We start from the raw sequence: 18,854 nt of genomic DNA, 5'->3' as shown, positions 1-18,854 counted from the left end.
AGATTTCAATCCCACCAATTGATCGTTTGGCCCGATAGTCGTCGGGTCATGGCTTCGTCTTTATTTAACAGCAGGAAAAAATGAGAATTGTATCCACCATCGTGCTGGCGCTGGGAATTTGCGTGCCGGCTGGTGCGCAGTCGGTCACAACTAAAACTCCAACACCGGGTAGACCTAACGTAATATTGATCCTGGCCGACGACCTGGGCTACGGGGACTTGTCGTCGTTCGGTAATCCCCCGTGGCAGACGCCGAATATTGATCGCCTCGCGACGGAAGGGGCAAAGCTCACCCATTTTTATACACCGACGCCCTATTGTGCGCCTACGCGGGCTTCCCTGCTCACCGGTCGTTATCCTGCACGTCATGGACTGATCCTGAATCCTAATCCCGAGAAAGTGAACAGCAGCTTTCAAACATTTCGCGGCGGCGATAACCTGGGCATCTCTGACGAGCAGGTGTTGCTAAGTGAGCTTTTTAAAGCTTCCGGATATGCCACTGGCATTATCGGTAAGTGGCACCTGGGCCACAAGCCTCCGTTTTACCCGACACGTCATGGCTTCGACGTTTACTATGGCATTCCGTATTCGAACGACATGCGGCCCGTGCTGCTGATGGAAAACGATTCGGTCGTGGAGCACCCCGTTGTACAGACTACGCTCACGAAGCGATATACCCGGTATGCGACGGATTATATCGGGCAGCATAAGGGAAAACCGTTCTTTCTATACCTGGCACACGCCATGCCGCACAAACCGCTTACGGCGTCGGAGGAGTTTTATACCCCAGCCACAAAAGAAGATCTTTATGCGGACGCTATGCGGGAACTGGACTGGTCAATCGGCGAGGTGATGAAGAAACTGGCTGACACGGGTCTGGACGATAGTACCCTGGTGATCTTCGTGTCGGACAATGGTCCCTGGTTTGGCGGTAGTACCGGGGGACTGCGGGGCATGAAGTCGCAGAACTGGGAAGGAGGCATCCGCGTACCGTTTATCGCCCGCTGGCGTGGGAAGATTCCGGCGGGCCACGTTAACGCACAGCCTACGGGAGTGATTGACCTATTGCCCACGCTGGCTGCTGTGGCACGACTACCCTTGCCCAAGGACCTGGTACTGGATGGAAAAGATATCTTTCCACTTTTCACATCTGCCGCAGCAACGCCGCACGAGGCTCTCTTTTCTTTTTATAATGACAAGGTCCAAACTGTGCGCAGTGGAAAATGGAAGCTTCACATCCGCTCTCCCGAGTCGGCCACGCTGCCAAGCGACGCTACCTGGGTGGACCCACGCCTGCCTGACGGCGTTACTATATTGGCGCCGTTCGAGCAACCCAAGGCCACTGAATTTCCAGGCGTGAAGACCGGTGTGAAAGCAACTGCCGGTTTATTGTTTGATCTTGAAACGGATCCTTCCGAGCAGCATGATGTGGCAGGTCAACACCCGGATGTGGTGAAGAGGCTTACGGCAATGGCGGCGAATTATCGGTTTAAGTAGGTCTTTGGTTTGATAGACGCACGACAATTTCTAAAGCAGCCCACGCGTCCGCAGGAATATTTCGAAGGGAAAGAATAGTGCCAGGTATGTAAATGCCATGGAAGCGATCAGGGCAACCAGCATCAATATCCAGTTGGGTTGCGTATTGTGTTGCTCCGGGTCGAATGGTATCAATTTTGTTCCTGCAATAAAGTCGCCGATCCTTCGCTCGTTGTTCACGAGCGCTACGATTCCCTCGATAGGCCACGCGATGATCGTGAGGTTTCGGATAAAACACTTGAGTGCACTGGTAAGACGAAACTCATCGTCATATGGTCGAGGAACATGGTGCCAAGGCGGGTTCCTGCATCCAGCCGTTTGAGGTTGTAATGTTGCATGTATGTAATGCTACTTCTGCTTGAATGTTGCCGCTATTTTCTGAAACAGTGCGACGTTGGTGTCGTAGTCTTTGTTTGCCTTGCCGAGTAGGAGGAAATAGCTGTTGTCCGTGAATAGCATGGCTTGGTAAACCACTACGGCGTCGTTTGTTGTGCTGGTCTTGTCGTTGGCTTCCACGACGATCGCGTAGCCGGTCAAACCGTCTATCTCAATCTCTTTTATTTGACTGTCGTTGAACTTGATGTTCTCCAGTGGCAGCTGTTTGAGCCGTGTGATAGCTGCCTGTTTTTTATCGACAGCATGGTAGTTTCCCAGCGCGCGGCCAGCTGTAAACATCGTTTGGTCGGCAGAGAGGGACGGCACCTTGCCATCTGGCGTAAACAGTAATGCACCGGCCGTACTCGTGGCGAACTTCAGCTTGGTACCCTGTACGTCAATGGCGAAGGGAGCAGAAGCCAGTGGGTCCACGACAAGCGCTCCATCGTGAAATACCGACAACAGGGCCTCCTTCACCGGTGCTTCCAGGGTGGGGAGCTGCTTCGGGAATGTGCCGTTTATCATGATAGAGCCTTCGTCATCCCCGAACAGCAGGACATATTTTGTATAGGTAATACCGTGTGCCTGCTGTTCGGTTTTTAGCAGGATGCCTTTTTTTTCGTTGATGGTAACGTCCTCGCGGGTTATCTGGACCATCTGTTTGGTCTTGAGTCCCTCGGGCGTAAAGGCCTGGGAAACTTCCCGGAAAGGGCCCGGCGCTTCGATGACCATGATCGACGAAGCCTTGTCTGTTTGCTGAAAGCCAGGGAACGTCGTTGAGGGAGTGAAGTCTGCCGGCGGGATCAACGCCACCTTGGTGCCGGCAACCTGTTGATGTTTGTCTGTGCGGGTATTGGTAATGTTTTTTTGTCCGAAGGCAACGTGGATTGTGAGCATTCCGGATAACGTCAGGAGGAGGATTCGCATACTTTTTTAGGTTACAGTAAAAATAACAAATTCGATCTAAATATGATATTGGAGATTTGTATAGACCTATCACGAGGCAGTGACAAGATGAATGATCTCGTCTGGATAATCGGGTATGGGGCCTTGCCTACTGGCGACAAAGGCACCTATGCGATTGGCGATCCGGGCGGCCTCCGCAACATCCTTTCCGTTCACATAGCTATAGACAAAGGCGGCACTGAAAGCATCGCCTGCTCCGACGCCGTCGCGTAGATCGATCTGAATGCCTGCCACCTCGTGAAGTATACCCTGGTGAAATACAAAGCACCCTTTGTCGGCGGCAGTGATGATAACAACAGAGATCTCATATTTTACAGAGATTCGCTTAGCAAAACTCTTGATATCTTGCGTTTGATCAAAGAGCATTTCTGATACCACGGGTACCTCGTCTATGTTCAGCTTCAGGATGGTACATTTGGCAAGCGATTCGTGAATGATGGTTTTTGAGTATCCGCCTTTCCGTAAGTTGACATCATAAAAAACGTGTTGGAAGCGATAGTTGCTCAAAATGCTTTTCAGTGTTAGCGCAGACGCGCTGTTTCGCTGGATCAGCGAGCCAAAGTAAAATACATTGAAACTGACGGTGTCCGGCTTCTCCGCGAACTCCTGATACTGAATGTTATCGTAGGCAACGTTCTCAAAAATGGTATAATCGGGCTGGCCGTTCCGCAGTATTACCTCCACAGTTCCCGTCGGCAATGTTGCGTCTTGCTGGATGTAGCGTGTGTCGACACCATATTGAAGAGCCATGGTAGTGGCCTTTTTACCCAAGTCATCATTGCCCACGCGTGAAATGATATACGATGTGGCGCCGAATCGCGCCAGGTGGCTTGCGAAATTAAACGGCGCCCCTCCCAGGAAGGGTTCGCCTTCGATGATATCCCACAGGATCTCACCGTATGCTAAAGAACGAATACTCATGGCGGTTTACTTTGTGGTCCAGATCGAATTTAGCTCATGAACCTCCAGCTTTTTGACGAAGAACTTACGGGTAGGATCACGGTCGGTCGCCAGTGCTTCTACTTTGTCGTTCTTTCTGCCATTGAATGCTGTTACGTAGTACAGCTCGCCGTCGTTGATAAAAAATTCCAGTATGTTTTTGTCGACGATCGCTTCTATTTTGAAGGTAGCAGATTGGGGGGCGTATACTACGGGAGGCTCGTTTCTGGCGGTGGTGGCTGAGAAGGTCCACTCGTTATCGAATCGTATCTCGTTTCCGAATATATTCAATGTCATCGGTACATTTCCGCGCTCAAATTCTGCCACAATGTGCACAGGGGCATCCGCGGTTACAGTTACGCTGGCATTATTGCCGGCATTTACTACCTTGTCGTTCACACGTTGGCTGTTTTTGTGCAAGGTGCTGATCTCTTTGATCGGAGTAGGGCACAGGCGATAACCCGAATCCGTCATGCGAAGGGTAAGCTCCGTCGGGAACAGCATGGCCTGGTTGAACGGCATATTGGGATGCGTGATGTCCCGACCCCAGCCGATCTGGATTCTCCGGTTGTTGGGGGCGTGATTGAACGTTTGCGCGGCGTAGAAATATCCTCCGCCGTGCTCATACTTTGTGAAGTGCTGTTCTACGGTGAACACCTTGCCATTGAAGTCACCGACAACGTAGCGGCCATTGGCATCATACATGACCCATTTTTTTACGCCTTGCTTTCCTCCCACGGGCAGCTCGAAGAGATCGGGGCACTCAAAGAATCCTTCTACGCCCGACTGGTACGTCCACTTTTTCAGATCGGATGAGGTATAGATCGAATGCTCGCGCACCATGACTTCCTGTCCCACGCTCATCTTTTTGGGAACGCTCGCATCCCACACTACCATCACCCAATGTTTGCCGGGGGTATACCAAAATACCTTTGGGTCACGGCCTTCGCCGCGATGCTTCAAGACAGGATTGCCGGCATAATCTTCAAACGTCCTGCCGTTGTCATAACTAAGTTGAATGCACTCGCCACGCCCGGTGCTGGTGTACGTTGCGATGATCGGGTCTATGCCGTTCTTGCGGAAGCCCGCGGTGTTGTTAGGATCAAGAGTAGCTGTGCCGGAGAACGCAGCATCGTCCACAACGCCTTCTTTCACTACAGGAAGGATAGCTTCTTTCAGCTGCTTCCAGTGGAGGAGGTCGGTGCTTACGGCGTGTCCCCAGTGCATATTTCCCCAAGGCCATCCGTACGGGTTGTGCTGGAAGAACAGGTGATATTCTCCATCGTGAAACAACAGGCCGTTGGGGTCATTGATCCATCCACGTTGCGCGGAGAAATGAACCTGTGGGCGAGCCTTTTCTTTGTAAACGCTGTCCTGCCCGGGATACGTAGCACCGGTTGCGACGTTATTCAACCGGCCGCTCGCTGTGGTCTTACCATCACGCTCTTTCAGCATTATCTGCAATGTCTTTCCCTGGTATGCCGAGACGTCGACGTATGTCCAGAACTGCGGGGCGCCTTTGGCGAGGTTGATCGTGAACCGGTCGAGTAGTTTCCCGTCCACCGTAACGGTGGCCTCTACTGACGGATCGGCAGCGTTGACGGGAAGGTTCAGGTATAGATCGCCTTTCCTGATCTTTATTTTTTTAATTTCGGAAGGTGTTTGAGCAAGTGCTTCCCATACGAAGGCCATGCAGCACACAGTAAAAAGTATACGTCTCATGTGTTTAGATTTGCTTCTGTTTTTATTTACCTGTTCCTAAGTCTTTCTGCAAGTTTTGGTACGCCGTCATGAGCAGCGCGAGCACCAACAGCGGCGCCAGCGTCCGGGAAAGTGTGATCATGAGCATGGGGTGATCGTTACGCTCTAAAGCTACGAAAAATGCGAATGCGTGCTAAAACGTTTGCGGAAACGGAACTTTATTTTAAATTGCGTAGAAGTACCCTTAAACGGTGTAGTATGTCCAAAGGCAATACGCAGCTCGACGATAACATCTGGCGTTCATTTAAGGAGGGAGACAAAAACGCATTTGCCGCCTTATACCGCTTTTATGCTGGCGAGTTGCTGAACTATGGCAGCAAAATATCGAGGGACCGTACACTCGTGGAGGATAGCATTCAAGATCTGTTTTTTGAATTGTGGAATACCCGGGAACGCATTACCGAGCCTAACTCTATTAAGTTTTACCTATTTAAGGCGCTTCGCTACAAAATTCAGCGGAACGCAAAGTCGAACGATTTTATCAATACGCTGGATGTTGGGATGTTCGAAAACCTGGCGTCACCTTCGCATGAAAGCAAATTAATACGTTTTGAGGTACAGTCCGAGCAAATGGAAAACCTCAGAACGCTTATCAGGCAGCTACCGCAAAGACAGCAGGAAGCGATCAACCTTCGCTACTATCATGACTTTTCGAACGAGGAAATTGCTAAGATAATGGGCGTAAACTATCAGTCAGCCTGCAATTTCATATTCATAGCCATCCGCAAGCTCAAGCTTAACCTAAAGGTGTCGGTCACCAGTTTTCTCTTTTTTTTAATTTTTTTTTGAGTTAGGAGAGTAAAACCTGGCCGTTTCGTGCACTATATGTTTGAAAGCGCTTAGCAAGTAGAACTATAACACACCGAATGGACCACAAAAATCTTACCGTTGAAGATCTTGCTTCAAATGAAAGCTTTATAGATTGGGTCAAACAATCCGATCCAGAAGCTGTCAAGTATTGGGATTTATATATCTCCACCCACCCCGACATAAAGGCAAAAGTTGAGAAGGCCCGGGCGTTGGTTCTTAATTTAAAAGCGGCAGAAGGAATTGACTATGACCGTGCGCAGGTCGATTCCATCTGGGCTAAAATACAGGATCGGGTAGAGGCAAAAACAACACGCTCCCCCCAAGGCACTGGCTCAAAAATGACCTGGGCAGTAGCCATTGTTTCTATTTTTCTCCTCTCTACGTCTATTGTTTTTTGGTTCCTGTCACGGCCGGCCGGTCATGATCAAACTCTGTCTGCGTACAATCAGCAGGGCGATGATTTCATCGAGCGAATAAATGAGACAGATCAGCCGCTTGAAGTTCAATTGGAAGACGGTAGCACAATCGTGCTGGAGAGTAAAAGCAGGCTGAAGTATAAGAAAGGTTTTTTGCACGACTCTTCTCGCCAGGTATACATGCTGGGCAAAGCTTTTTTTAATGTGACAAAGAATCCCTATAAGCCATTCATTGTGCACTCTAATGAAATCGTAGTCAAGGTGCTGGGGACGAGCTTCCGAATAGAGTCTCCTGAGCACGGCGAAAATATTCTCGTATCGGTGAAGACGGGGAAGGTATCGGTCTTTGCACCGACCGACGTGATCAAGAATAATAAGCGGGATGGGGTCATTTTGTTGCCGAACCAGCAAGTTACCTATGCAAGAAAGAACCATCAGTTTGAAAAGACATTGATCGAGTCACCGGAGTTTCTGGGGGAGGGGATCACATCCAAAGATTTTGTATTTGATAATGTGCCGATCGCCAGAGCGTTTCAGACCATCGAATCTGCTTATGGCGTTGAAATAATATTCAATGAGGAGGTTATGAGAAACTGCTATATAACCGCGCCGCTGGGATCGGAATCCTTGCGTGAAAAACTCAAGATAATATGCGAAACGATTGGAGCAAGCTATGAAATTATTGATGCAAATGTTGTCATCAATAGCGCTGGCTGCCAATAAAATGAACCACTTAAAAAATGATCTGCCTATGATGTAATAAATACACGGAAATACTCGGTGATGTTGGGACAACACCGACTTGCATTAAGACCTTGGGGATTGACTATGAATTGCCGCTCGTATCCAATCCTCCCGGGGTAGTTAAGTCTATTTTTTATGACCTAAAACCTAAATTTATGAAGACGCGTCAGACACAGCGTGGTTTGATTTTTATAATTATGAGACTCACAGTATTACAGGTATTGCTCATAGTTTTGGTATCGGGAGTGGTGACGGCGAGGCCCACCACAGCGTACGGACAGAGCGTGTTGGATGAGATCATATCCGTTAATACTCAGGGAAAAAAGATTAAGCAGATTTTGTTGGAGATTGAAAAATCGGTGGGTATAAAATTTACCTATAACCCGCAAACGATTTCAGTCAACGAGGAGGTTTCGGTGGAGTACAACGACGAGAAATTGTCGGATGTACTGAAGGGTATATTTATTCCCAGGGATGTACAATTCCGGCTGTTGGGAGACTATATCATTTTAACGAAGCAGAATGTGAAACGTGCAGCAGATGAAGCTGAACAAACCTCCATTATTAACCTCGTGGAAACCTTCACGGGCACAGTCACAGACGAGGACGGAATGGGCCTCCCCGGTGTGAGCGTTACGATCAAGGGAACGTTGATAGGCACTGTGACGGATGCTGACGGCAGGTACTCTATGGCCGGCGTAGGCAAGGGAAGCATTCTCGTCTTTTCTTTTATTGGTTACCGCACAGAAGAGATCTTAGTGGGTGAACAGGCTACTGTGGACCTGAAGATGGTGACAGATGTGGCGGCGCTCAACGAGGTGGTAATCGTCGGTTACGGTACGCAGAAAGAATATACCAGTGCGGGTGCTATTTCATCCGTTAATGTCCAAAAGCAACTTCAGTATGGTACATCCCGCTCGATGAGCAATAATCTGGCCGGGCAGGTTGCCGGTATCATTGGTGTACAACGCTCGGGCGAACCCGGTTATGATGATTCGAATTTCTGGATCCGGGGCATTTCCACTTTTGCAGGTTCGCGTACGCCACTGGTGCTTATAGATGGTGTAGAACGTTCCTTAAATACGATTGACCCGGCAGAAATAGAATCTGTGTCCGTGTTAAAAGATGCGTCCGCCAGTGCGGTATACGGAGTCCGTGGCGCAAACGGCGTTGTACTTATAAATACCAAACGGGGTGAAGTAGGTAAACCCACCATTGTCCTGCGATATGAGCAAGGTGTTACCAGCCCGGTAAAGCTTCCGAAATTTATCGGCGCGGCGGATTATATGGAGCTGATGAATGGCATTTCGGCGGACACGCGCCAATTGCCAACCTATACCGAGGACCGCATTAACAATACGCGCGACAGAGTTGATCCCGATCTCTATCCAGACGTGAATTGGCTGGACGCGATTACGAACAAGCAGGCGTCTAATACCCGCGTGAATTTAACAGCATCCGGCGGTACCAATTTTCTACGGTATGCCATTACAGGATCGCACTATGGTGAAACGGGTATAATATCACGGGATCCGAACCAGGAGTGGGATTCTTCGATGAAATTAAAGCGGTATAATATCCGCTCGAATGTCGATCTCAATATTACGCCCACCACATTGCTGCGGGTAAACATCGGCGGTTATTTGCAAGAGACGACGCGCCCGCCGCAATCCATGGACTTTTTGTTTGATCAGGCCTTTCAAACCGCGCCGCATGTACACCCTATACAATATTCAAGCGGCGAGATTCCGCGGGTGAACGCCGATCGGACAAATCCCTGGTCAGTCGCTACGCAGACAGGATATGCGCGCGGAAGTGCCAGTAAGATCGAATCTCTTTTTTCCGTTCAACAAGACCTGGATGCGATCGTACCCGGTCTGACAAGCCGTTTGGTATTTTCGTTCGATCGTTATTCAGCGAACAGTGTGGAGCGTAAAAAGGATCCGGACTATTACAAGCCTGCCATTGGCAGAGATGAAAATGGAGACCTGATTCTGGATATCGACCGATTCGGGCAAGTTTTCCTGGACCATAGCAATAAACTCGAATTTGGCGATAAGAGTGTCTATGTCGAGGGGAGCCTCAACTATAGTCACAACATCGGTAACCACTATATAGATGGTTTGTTGTTGTACAACCAGCGAAACTATGACAATGGTGACAAACTACCTTTTCGCTTTCAAGGTATGGCCGCGCGGGTTTCCTATTCGTTCAAGCGTAAATACATCGCAGAGGCAAATTTTGGATATAACGGTTCGGAGAATTTAGCAGCAAACAACCGGTTTGGTTTTTTTCCTTCCATGGCCCTGGGCTGGGTTTTGACAGAAGAAGAATTTATGTCTGAACTCAGAGATGTTATCTCACGCGTAAAATTCAGAGCATCATTAGGCCAGGTAGGCAACGATAGGTTTAGACGATTTGCGTACATCTCCACCATTGGCGAGACGGATGATTACCGGTGGGGTGTTAATAATGACTACTTCCGGGCCGGTCGGCAGGAGGGAGACTATGGTGTATCAAATTTAACGTGGGAAACGGTGACCAAGGGGAACCTGGGCATTGAATTGGGATTTTGGAATAGCGTGTTGCTACAGGTCGATTTCTTTAAAGAGGAGCGCAAAGATATTTTCATGCAACGTCAGACGCTTCCCAGCTCAGCCGGCTTCGTCGAGAAACCGTATGCAAACTACGGCAAGGTAAAGAATCATGGTGTAGATCTTTCGCTGAGTGCCAACAAACAAATAAGCTCGGAATGGCTTATATCCGGGCAAGGGACATTTACCTATGCTAAAAATGAAATAGTCGAACAAGATGAGGCACCAGCGGTAATCGGTACTTATCGCTCGAGAACTGGTAAATCGGTGGATCAAAACTTTGGGTATGTAGCGGAACGCTTATATACGAATGCCGATTTTTCCGATATCGAAAACGGTGTGTTAGTGAGTACACTACCGACCGCTCAACTAGGGGCGGTCCGTCCTGGTGATATTAAATATGCCGACCTGAATGGCGACGGTCTGATCACGAACGTGGACCAGACTACCCTGACGGGGACGGTTGATCCGCAGATTGTATATGGATTTGGTCTCAATGCACGATACAAAACCATCGACTTCGGATTTTTCTTTCAGGGAAACGCGCGGACGTATCGGGTGTTAGGTGGCGACTTTTTTATGCCGGGCTCCGGCGGCGGTGCTGCGGGCAATGTGTATGAATCTGTATTGAGCGATCGCTGGACGGTGGATAACCCCAATCCGGATGCATTCTGGCCGCGGTTGTCATTTTCCAGTACAGGCAATAACAATCTACCGTCTACCTGGTGGCTCAAGGATATGAGCATGCTGCGCCTGAAGCATATTGAAATCGGTATCACCCTGCCGCGGAAATTTGTAGAGAAAGCGCATGCGAAGAATGCCCGGATTTTTATTTCTGGCAATAACCTGCTGACGCTTTCAAAATTCGACCTCTGGGATCCGGAGATAAACACGGGTAACGGTTTCCGATATCCTATCATGAAATCCTTCTCTGCCGGAGTAAACCTGGAATTCTAAGACACACCTTTAACAGAACGAGTATGAATTACCCGAAGTATATATTACTGGCTATGCTGCTTATTGCGGCTACGTCGTGTTCGGACTACCTCGACAAGATGCCCGATGACCAACTTACATTGGAGATGGTTTTTAAAGATAAGGTTCGGACGGAGGACTGGCTGGCCGGTGTTTATTCCAGTATTCCAGATCCGTACTGGGGCTTTACCCGGCACATTGGCTACGATCCTTTGTCGGATGACTTAAATCCTTCGTACCGATGGGCGCAATTTGGCTGGTGGGTAGTAGACCGGCAACAGGGCAACTGGACACCTACCAACACCGAGCCCAATTATTGGGATGTACTTCCAAAGCGGATCCGATCGGCGTATATCTTCATCGAGAATGTCAAACCCAATGAGGCCCAGAAAGTCACACAAGAAGAAGTGGACCTCATGAAGTATGAAGCACGTTTTCTCATTGCTTACTACTACTGGCTCATGACGGAGATGTATGGCGTCATTCCCTTCCATGCCGGTCTTACTCCGGCGGACGCGTCGCCCGAAGAATTGTTTCTCGGTCAGACTCCTTTTGATGAAGTGATCAACTGGATCGATGCTGAACTTTTAGACCTTTCCAACAATTTGCCGGCTGCCTATACGAACAATAGCAAATTCGGCAGAGCTACCTCGATCATGTGCCTGGCGGTGCGGGCGCGGATGTTGTTATTTGCCGCCAGCCCTCTGGTGAACGGCAATCCCGACTACGAAAGCTTCGTGAACAACAAGGGTGTGCCGCTATTCAATTCCAGCTACGACGCGACCAAATGGACGCGTGCCACCGAGGCATCCAGAATGCTGATTGAGAAAGCACATGATGCCGGCCATAAGCTCTATTATGAATATAATGACGATGCCAGCATTGATCCCTTTCTTTCCTACCAGAATATGTTGTTCAAGAAATGGTCAGACGGTAACAAAGAGATTCTATTCGCCCGGACAGATGTTAATTCATCGGAGTATGATAAACACGCTCAACCCCGGGGTACTGGTGGTAACGGCGGGTTGGGGATTACTCAGTCGTTGGTGGATGCTTTCTATATGAAGAATGGCTTGCCGATTGACGATCCTGCCTCCGGGTATGTGGAGGACGGCTTTTCTGCAGCAGACGACGTTCGCAATACAAAGTGGGATGAAGTTCAGAGCGTGGGCAAGGTAACGTTAACAGGTACGTACAATATGTATTGCAACCGGGAGCCGCGCTTTTATATCTCGGTCATGTTTAATGAGCAATGGCATCGTCGTGAAAACCGAAAAGCGAACTTTTTATTAAACCAGGCGGATGGTGGGCCTACGTGGGATGCGCCCCAAAATGGTTACCTGGTCCGCAAGAAGGTTCACCCGGATTACGATCCACGGAATGGAACAAATCCCTACCGACCGGGAATTCTCTACCGGCTAGGGGAAGCCTATCTCAATTATGCCGAAGCGCTGAACGAGACGGAGCCAGGACATCCGGATATCCTGACGTATCTGAATCTGGTTCGTGAGCGTGCCGGAATACCTGTTCTGGCGGCAGACCCAGGCCAGGATGCCATGCGAGAGATCATTCGTCGGGAACGACGCGTAGAGCTTAACTGTGAGGGTATACGCTATAGCGACATACGAAGATGGAAGATCGGCGAGGAAGTTTTGAACGGAGATTTCGCGGGAATGAATTTCTTCGGTACGGAAAATTCCGATGACCCGAATAATCCGAACGCATTCTATAAGCGCACGGTGTATCAGAAAAGGGTTTTCACAAAGAAGAACTACTGGTTCCCCGTTCCCCAATCTGAGATTGATAAGAATCCCAACCTGGTTCAAAATCCCTTTTGGTAAAAAACTGGCTGTCGCTGGACTTTAAAAGAATTATTTATGAAAAACAATAGCTTCATAGCACACCTTTATTTTTTGGTATCACTGCTGTTGCTCGTCACCATGTTTGCCTGCAGCGATGATGAAACACGGCAAGTACCTGTAGACGTTGGCATTTTGTCGGCTTCGAAGGGTGAGGTGATCTTGGATTATGATACACCGACAGAGGAGGTGATCACTTTCTCGTGGCATGCTGAGAAGTCTTCGCTTATTCAGTACCAGCTGGTCTTTTCAGCGAATGGAAAGATTGACACAGTAAACGTCTTATCCGAAGTTAATAAAAAGTTTATTCATGCAGAGCTGAACAGAATATTAGTAGACGATCTTGGCTTGGAAATTGGGAAGCAGGCGAACGTCGATGTTTTTGTTTATGCCAAGGGTACTTCGCGAACGAACACCGGATCATCGAATGTCGTTACGGTTGCTGTCACACCATCGCCTAAGGTTCCAGAGCCTCCGCTGGACCAGGTAACGCTGTCCGTTCCGAGGACGGATGTAGTCGTCGATCTGGCGAACCCTTCCGGCGAGGCGGTGACGCTTTCCTGGGGCTCGGAAAAGAATGTATTTATATACTACACAATCACGCTTATGGCCGGTTCAAGAACTGCCGCGGTTGATGTATTAGCCGATGTCAGTAAAGAGTTTACCCATGTGGAGCTGAATAACATCCTGATCGACAAACTGAAGATGGAAGTCGGTAAGGCTGCCGAAGTTACAGCGCAGATTGCAGCGAGTGTAATTATAAGTGACAAAGTGGTAAAATCCAATCAGGTTGTGTTTACGGCGACGCCAAAGGCTAAGGATGTCACACCTCCGGCCTACACGAAATTGTGGATCGTGGGGAATGCGACACCGAACGGATGGGATATTGGCAATCCAAATGAAATGGCAGCAGATCCTGCTAATATCTATCAGTTTAAGTTCAATGAGGTTTTAGCTGCAGGTCAATTCAAAATTCCTACTACTACCGGGAACTGGGGCGCGGATACGTACATGCCTCCTGTAGATGGTGCTGGCATATCCAGTACAGAGGTTAAGCTTATGCCCAAGGCTACCCCGGATAACAAATGGAATATTGTAAATGCCGGTGCATATAAAGTTCTGCTCAATATCAGTGCGAGTCCCTTTATCCAGATAACACCGTTCGTGCCCTATGACCAGCTTTATATTCTGGGCGACGCAACTGCCGCGGGATGGGACGCCAGTAACGCAATCGCCATGGAGGTGGACCCGAACGACCATAATGTATTTACCTGGACAGGCGAGCTCAGCTCGACAGGACGCGGCCAGTTCACGTTTCCGGTATCAACAGATGCATCGAATACTACTTTTTTTGCTGCACCGACTTCCGGCGCTGGTCTAATGGCAACGCAACTTTCCTTCACGTCTACCGGCACGTCGATTAATAACTTCAAGGTGAAAGAAGGGGAAGATGGTATTTATACCATCACCATCAACCAGCTGAAAGAGACGATTTCCATCGTAAAGCAATGATTTAGATCCACGAAACATGATGTCTGGGATTCTAATAAAGCGAATTGGAGTTATGAAATGGATATCCAATCAGGTTCTGTTCATGGCAATACTATCTATCACCCCGGAGGTTGCTGTGTCGGATTCCGACGCGGCAACAAACCACGGCGAAAATAGCGGCCAACGGCGGCGGCTGGAAAAACTCTGATTTGTACAAGTGGGCGCCGAAAAGTGCGCCCACTTTTTCTAAGTTTAGTATATTGGGGCGTTCTGCACCTGTAGTATTTACATTTTTCTATTAGGAAGAGAGTAAAATACGGCCGGTTTTTGCACTCTATAAATAGGTTGACGCCGTTCCTTTTGCCGGGTCAACAGGATCTATCAATTAACGCTAAGTTCCTATGAAATAGCAACATACAAAAAAAATCGGTGACGTTGGGACATCACCGACTTGCATTAAGATTCTCAGGGTTTGACTATGAATTGCCGCTCGTATCCAAACCGCAGAGGATAGTTGTGTCCATTTTTCATGAACCAAAACCAATCAAATTTATAAAAAACATCGGAGACATCAAGGGGTGATTTCCCTATGAGCTTCATATCATTCTTATCAATGGCAAAAATTAGTAAAGTGAAAGGCGTAGTACTGGCGACGTTGCTGTTTGCGGTATTGGCCGGCTGTGAATCAGGAAATAGAATCGAACGACCGCGCGATCCCTGGGTATTTCGATCTGTATTGGACAACAAGCCGAGAATGGTCACCGTGGCGTTACATGACAATCTTTATGTGAGCTACGATGCGCAAGCATGCCAGCTGTATAAGGCGTGGAAAGGTGGTGTCGTGTTCGATGGCGCCGTTTATACCACTCATCACGGCCCCCAACCTTCCTCAAAAGGATATGCCTACTTCACACAACCCGACAACAACTCATTCTGGTATCTGGTTATAAACGGGAAGGATGTTCCGGTCGTTCCACAGTTTCGTGGCTATAGTATAAAGGACGATCAGGTCACGTTTCATTTTCAACTGGAGAATGAAAATGGCGATGCTATTTTTGTCGATGAAACACCTGAATATGAAGCGAAATCGAATCAGCCGGGACTGGTTCGTATATTCCGGGTCGTCAATGCCCCCGCGAATACACGCGTCAAAATCAGAACGATGCTCTCAAACATGCAGCAAGCGGATGATTACACGTGCAATGGTGAAGTAAACGTTATCAGTTCCGGAGAAAACAAGAGTCAGGATGGGACGACATATGGCGCCGAGGTGGAGGTGCTATTGAATGAAAAGGGCAACACCGACCTCACGGTATTTTTCCACCCCGGATTTGAGGAGCAGCCCGATAAAAAAGACGATGCTCAGCCAGGCGATCTACTGGCGCAAGGCGCGGCGCTCATCGAAACTTCCGATTGCAAAACCTGCCATAACGAAAAAGTCAAAACCGTTGGGCCGTCCTATGTAGACATCGCTAAAAAGTACACATTCACCGAAGCAAACGTGACGATGTTGGCTGAAAAAGTAATCGCTGGTGGTGCGGGCAATTGGGGCGCTGTGCCGATGTCTCCACACCCCGATCTGATGGAACAGGACGCCGCGAAGATGGTCTCGTATGTGCTATCCCTGGATGGTGAAACCATGGGGAATGAAACGACACCGGATAATGGTATCGGTGTGGCCACGCCCTTCACGCAGGTTCAACTGGATGAAAAGAACGAATTTGAGAAAGACGATAAGAATAAAGACTACCCCGGCCTGGCGGTATCGCTTTACACCATCGAATCGGCAAATACGAATCTGTACGATCTGCCCCAACACGCCGATCCCATCTATACAGCGGTAGCGCCGTCAATACACTTTAATGAAGAGAGCTTCCAGAATGCTCCGAAGTCGCGTGAAAATATGCTGCTGCATATCAAAGGGTTTATCACTATAGAGAAGGACGATAACTTCGTATTCCGCCTGGCGAGTGATGATGGGTCGCGTATGTGGTTGGACAACAAACTATTCATTGACAATGATGGCTTTCATGCCGCAGAAGCGAAGGAAGCGGAGATCGTCTTGAAAAAAGGAAAGCATGCGGTAGAGATTATTTTCTACCAGGGTGGCGGCGGCCTGGCATTGTCCCTGCAGTGGGCCACGCATGATGCGGGCAAGTTTGCTGTGATCGATGACAAAAACCTGGTACACACTACAGCACAATTCAAGCGGTCCGTACCGTATGTGCCGGCCAGTGAGTTGGTGCGAAGCATTCCCGGTGATCAACGGGATGAGGCCGGCATACATCCATCCTTTAAGGTGGAGCAGGCTCGTCCTTCTTCTTTTGAGCCGAAGGTCGGCGGAATGGATTTCTTGTCGGACAGCAGTTTGATCCTCTGTACCTGGGATTCAACCGGGCCGGTATATAAACTGGAAGGCGTTACGCAACATACGCCGGAGAAAATAAAAGTAACCCGCATCGCGTCAGGCCTCGCCGAACCGCTTGGCATCAAGGTGATAAACGATACGATCTATGTGTTGCAAAAGCACGAGCTCACCCGGCTGCTCGATACAGATCAGGATGGAATAATCGATCGATATGAATCAGTATGCAACGGGTGGAAGGTCTCCGCTAACTTTCACGAGTTCGCGTTTGGACTAGCCTATAAAGACGGATATTTCTACGCGGCGCTGGCCACGGCCATCAATCCCGGTGGCGCCAGCACACAGCCTCAGATTCCCGACCGCGGAAAAGTAATTAAGATATCCAAGAAAGATGGGCATTATGAATTTATTGCCAGTGGCCTTCGCACGCCGAATGGAATCAATTTCAATGCAGAAGGAGAGCTATTTGTTGCCGACAACCAGGGTGACTGGCTGCCGTCCAGTAAGTTGGTGCATATTACCAACGGCTCCTGGTACGGTTCGCGTTCCGTTGATCCGGTAGGGACGGCTTTATTAACCGAAAAGCTGCCGGTCGTGTGGCTTCCGCAAGACGAGATTGGCAATTCGCCCAGCCAGCCAGTACCGATTAACGTTGGCCCCTATAAAGGGCAGATGTTGCACGGGGAAGTAACGCACGGTGGATTTAAGCGTGTGTTTATGGAGAAAGTGGATGGCAATTTGCAAGGCGTTGTGTTCCGGTTCACCCAGGGACTTGAAGGCGGCGTAAACCGTGCCGTGTGGGGACCTGACGGAGCGTTATATGCCGGCATGATAGGCAACCCTGGCAACTGGGCGCACGCCGGCGGTAAATGGTTTGGGCTTCAGAAATTGATCTGGACGGGTAATCCCGCTTTTGAAATGCTGGCCGTCAGAGCCCGGTCGAATGGCATGGAGATTGAAATGACCGAACCGCTCGCGGATACCGATGGCACCTCGGCAACGGATTATGAAATCAAGCAATGGTATTATAAGCCTACTGCAGATTACGGTGGGCCAAAGCTCGATGAGAAAATCCTGACAGTCAAATCCGTCAATATTTCCGCCGACCGGAAGAAGGTATTCCTCGAAATCGAAGGCATGCAACCTGGACACGTGGTATATATACGTTTGAGGGGAGTGTTTAGAAGCAACACCGGTAGAAACCTATGGTCGACGGAAGGATGGTATACCCTCAACAGCATACCGGCAGGCACGCCAGGTTTTAAAAATCAGGCGAAGGCGCTTTCAGTCAATACCCTGACCGAGCAAGAACAAAAAGAAGGATGGAAATTGCTTTTCAACGGTACAACGACGTCCGGCTGGCAATCATTCAATGGAGCAAAGACAGGACCCGCATGGCAGGCACGCAACGGTGTTCTGACATTGAACAAATCATATGGCAAGCCGAATAACGTTGCGGGCGGCGACATAATTACTGCCGATGAATATGAAAACTTCGAGTTAGCCCTGGATTGGAAAATTGAAAAATGTGGTAACAGCGGAATCATGTTTAACGTCGCAACCGAAGGGTATAACTACCCCTGGGAGACGGGCCCCGAAATGCAGCTGCTGGACAATCTCTGTCATCCGGATGCGAGAATTAAGAAACATCGTGCCGGCGACCTGTATGATTTGATAGAAAGCAAGCTGGTGGCAACGAATCTGGCGGGAGAGTGGAATAACGCGCGCTTGATCGTAAACAAAGGCAAATGCCAGTTTTGGCTCAACGGCTATCAAATCGCTGACTTCGAAATGCATACAACGCAGTGGGATGAGATGGTGTTCAAAAGCAAGTTTAAGGATATGCCCGGATTCGGTAAAGCACGGAAGGGGCATATCGCCTTACAAGATCACGACAGTGGGGTGTCGTTTAAGAATATCAAGATCCGAGAGCTGGAATAAAATGGTGAAATTGCTTCCCCATATGCCATGCGTTAGCACCTTGTACAGGCAAATACATCCATTCCTCCTGCTCTCGATTGCAT

General features: G+C 49.0%; 11 protein-coding genes. 7 read left to right on the top strand and 4 right to left on the bottom strand.

From position 1 onward, the window contains the following. Nucleotides 1-80: 80 nt before the first annotated feature. Complete coding sequence (locus K7P01_RS31735; protein ID WP_267298627.1) at nucleotides 81-1,496, top strand: sulfatase family protein; 1,416 nt, start codon at nucleotides 81-83, stop codon at nucleotides 1,494-1,496. Nucleotides 1,497-1,526: 30 nt separating this feature from the next. Here K7P01_RS31735 and K7P01_RS31730 read toward each other — a convergent pair whose 3' ends face one another. From K7P01_RS31730 to K7P01_RS31715, 4 genes are all read right to left on the bottom strand, one after another. Beyond that, nucleotides 1,527-1,715, bottom strand: a complete 189-nt coding sequence (locus K7P01_RS31730; RefSeq protein ID WP_267298626.1) for a hypothetical protein — start codon at nucleotides 1,713-1,715, stop codon at nucleotides 1,527-1,529. Between the two features lie 168 nt (nucleotides 1,716-1,883). After that, complete coding sequence (locus tag K7P01_RS31725) at nucleotides 1,884-2,837, bottom strand: hypothetical protein (RefSeq protein WP_267298625.1); 954 nt, start codon at nucleotides 2,835-2,837, stop codon at nucleotides 1,884-1,886. 69 nt (nucleotides 2,838-2,906) lie between these two features. Next, complete coding sequence (locus K7P01_RS31720) at nucleotides 2,907-3,797, bottom strand: carbohydrate kinase family protein (RefSeq protein WP_267298624.1); 891 nt, start codon at nucleotides 3,795-3,797, stop codon at nucleotides 2,907-2,909. Between the two features lie 6 nt (nucleotides 3,798-3,803). Next, nucleotides 3,804-5,537, bottom strand: a complete 1,734-nt coding sequence (locus K7P01_RS31715; RefSeq protein ID WP_267298623.1) for a glycoside hydrolase family 32 protein — start codon at nucleotides 5,535-5,537, stop codon at nucleotides 3,804-3,806. A 237-nt stretch (nucleotides 5,538-5,774) separates the two neighbouring features. On the opposite strand from K7P01_RS31715, the gene K7P01_RS31710 reads away from it, so the two are divergent. From K7P01_RS31710 to K7P01_RS31685, 6 genes are all read left to right on the top strand, one after another. Next, the gene (locus tag K7P01_RS31710; protein WP_267298622.1) at nucleotides 5,775-6,365 is read left to right on the top strand and encodes an RNA polymerase sigma factor; all 591 of its coding nucleotides are present in this window, start codon (nucleotides 5,775-5,777) and stop codon (nucleotides 6,363-6,365) included. Between the two features lie 77 nt (nucleotides 6,366-6,442). Further along, nucleotides 6,443-7,525: a FecR family protein gene (locus tag K7P01_RS31705; protein ID WP_267298621.1), complete on the top strand. Its 1,083-nt coding sequence runs from the start codon at nucleotides 6,443-6,445 to the stop codon at nucleotides 7,523-7,525. A 218-nt stretch (nucleotides 7,526-7,743) separates the two neighbouring features. Next, nucleotides 7,744-11,097, top strand: a complete 3,354-nt coding sequence (locus K7P01_RS31700) for a SusC/RagA family TonB-linked outer membrane protein (protein ID WP_267298620.1) — start codon at nucleotides 7,744-7,746, stop codon at nucleotides 11,095-11,097. A 23-nt stretch (nucleotides 11,098-11,120) separates the two neighbouring features. Continuing rightward, nucleotides 11,121-12,956, top strand: coding sequence for a RagB/SusD family nutrient uptake outer membrane protein (locus K7P01_RS31695; RefSeq protein WP_267298619.1), 1,836 nt, complete (start codon nucleotides 11,121-11,123; stop codon nucleotides 12,954-12,956). A gap of 36 nt (nucleotides 12,957-12,992) precedes the next feature. Beyond that, complete coding sequence (locus K7P01_RS31690) at nucleotides 12,993-14,486, top strand: SusF/SusE family outer membrane protein (protein WP_267298618.1); 1,494 nt, start codon at nucleotides 12,993-12,995, stop codon at nucleotides 14,484-14,486. Between the two features lie 592 nt (nucleotides 14,487-15,078). Continuing rightward, the gene (locus K7P01_RS31685) at nucleotides 15,079-18,771 is read left to right on the top strand and encodes a family 16 glycoside hydrolase (RefSeq protein WP_267298617.1); all 3,693 of its coding nucleotides are present in this window, start codon (nucleotides 15,079-15,081) and stop codon (nucleotides 18,769-18,771) included. Nucleotides 18,772-18,854: the final 83 nt, after the last annotated feature.

Origin of the sequence: Parachryseolinea silvisoli (assembly GCF_021190955.1) — a bacterium.
Classification (GTDB): Bacteria; Bacteroidota; Bacteroidia; order Cytophagales; family Cyclobacteriaceae; genus Ohtaekwangia; species Ohtaekwangia silvisoli.
This window is presented reverse-complemented; position numbering and strand designations above follow the sequence as displayed.

Bases quoted from the DNA above. Each gene is read 5' to 3' on its own strand.
- K7P01_RS31735 (WP_267298627.1), top strand. From the start codon at position 81: ATGAGAATTGTATCCACCATCGTGCTGGCGCTGGGAATTTGCGTGCCG.
- K7P01_RS31725 (WP_267298625.1), bottom strand. From the start codon at position 2,837: ATGCGAATCCTCCTCCTGACGTTATCCGGAATGCTCACAATCCACGTT.
- K7P01_RS31720 (WP_267298624.1), bottom strand. From the start codon at position 3,797: ATGAGTATTCGTTCTTTAGCATACGGTGAGATCCTGTGGGATATCATC.
- K7P01_RS31715 (WP_267298623.1), bottom strand. From the start codon at position 5,537: ATGAGACGTATACTTTTTACTGTGTGCTGCATGGCCTTCGTATGGGAA.
- K7P01_RS31710 (WP_267298622.1), top strand. From the start codon at position 5,775: ATGTCCAAAGGCAATACGCAGCTCGACGATAACATCTGGCGTTCATTT.
- K7P01_RS31705 (WP_267298621.1), top strand. From the start codon at position 6,443: ATGGACCACAAAAATCTTACCGTTGAAGATCTTGCTTCAAATGAAAGC.
- K7P01_RS31700 (WP_267298620.1), top strand. From the start codon at position 7,744: ATGAGACTCACAGTATTACAGGTATTGCTCATAGTTTTGGTATCGGGA.
- K7P01_RS31695 (WP_267298619.1), top strand. From the start codon at position 11,121: ATGAATTACCCGAAGTATATATTACTGGCTATGCTGCTTATTGCGGCT.
- K7P01_RS31690 (WP_267298618.1), top strand. From the start codon at position 12,993: ATGAAAAACAATAGCTTCATAGCACACCTTTATTTTTTGGTATCACTG.
- K7P01_RS31685 (WP_267298617.1), top strand. From the start codon at position 15,079: ATGGCAAAAATTAGTAAAGTGAAAGGCGTAGTACTGGCGACGTTGCTG.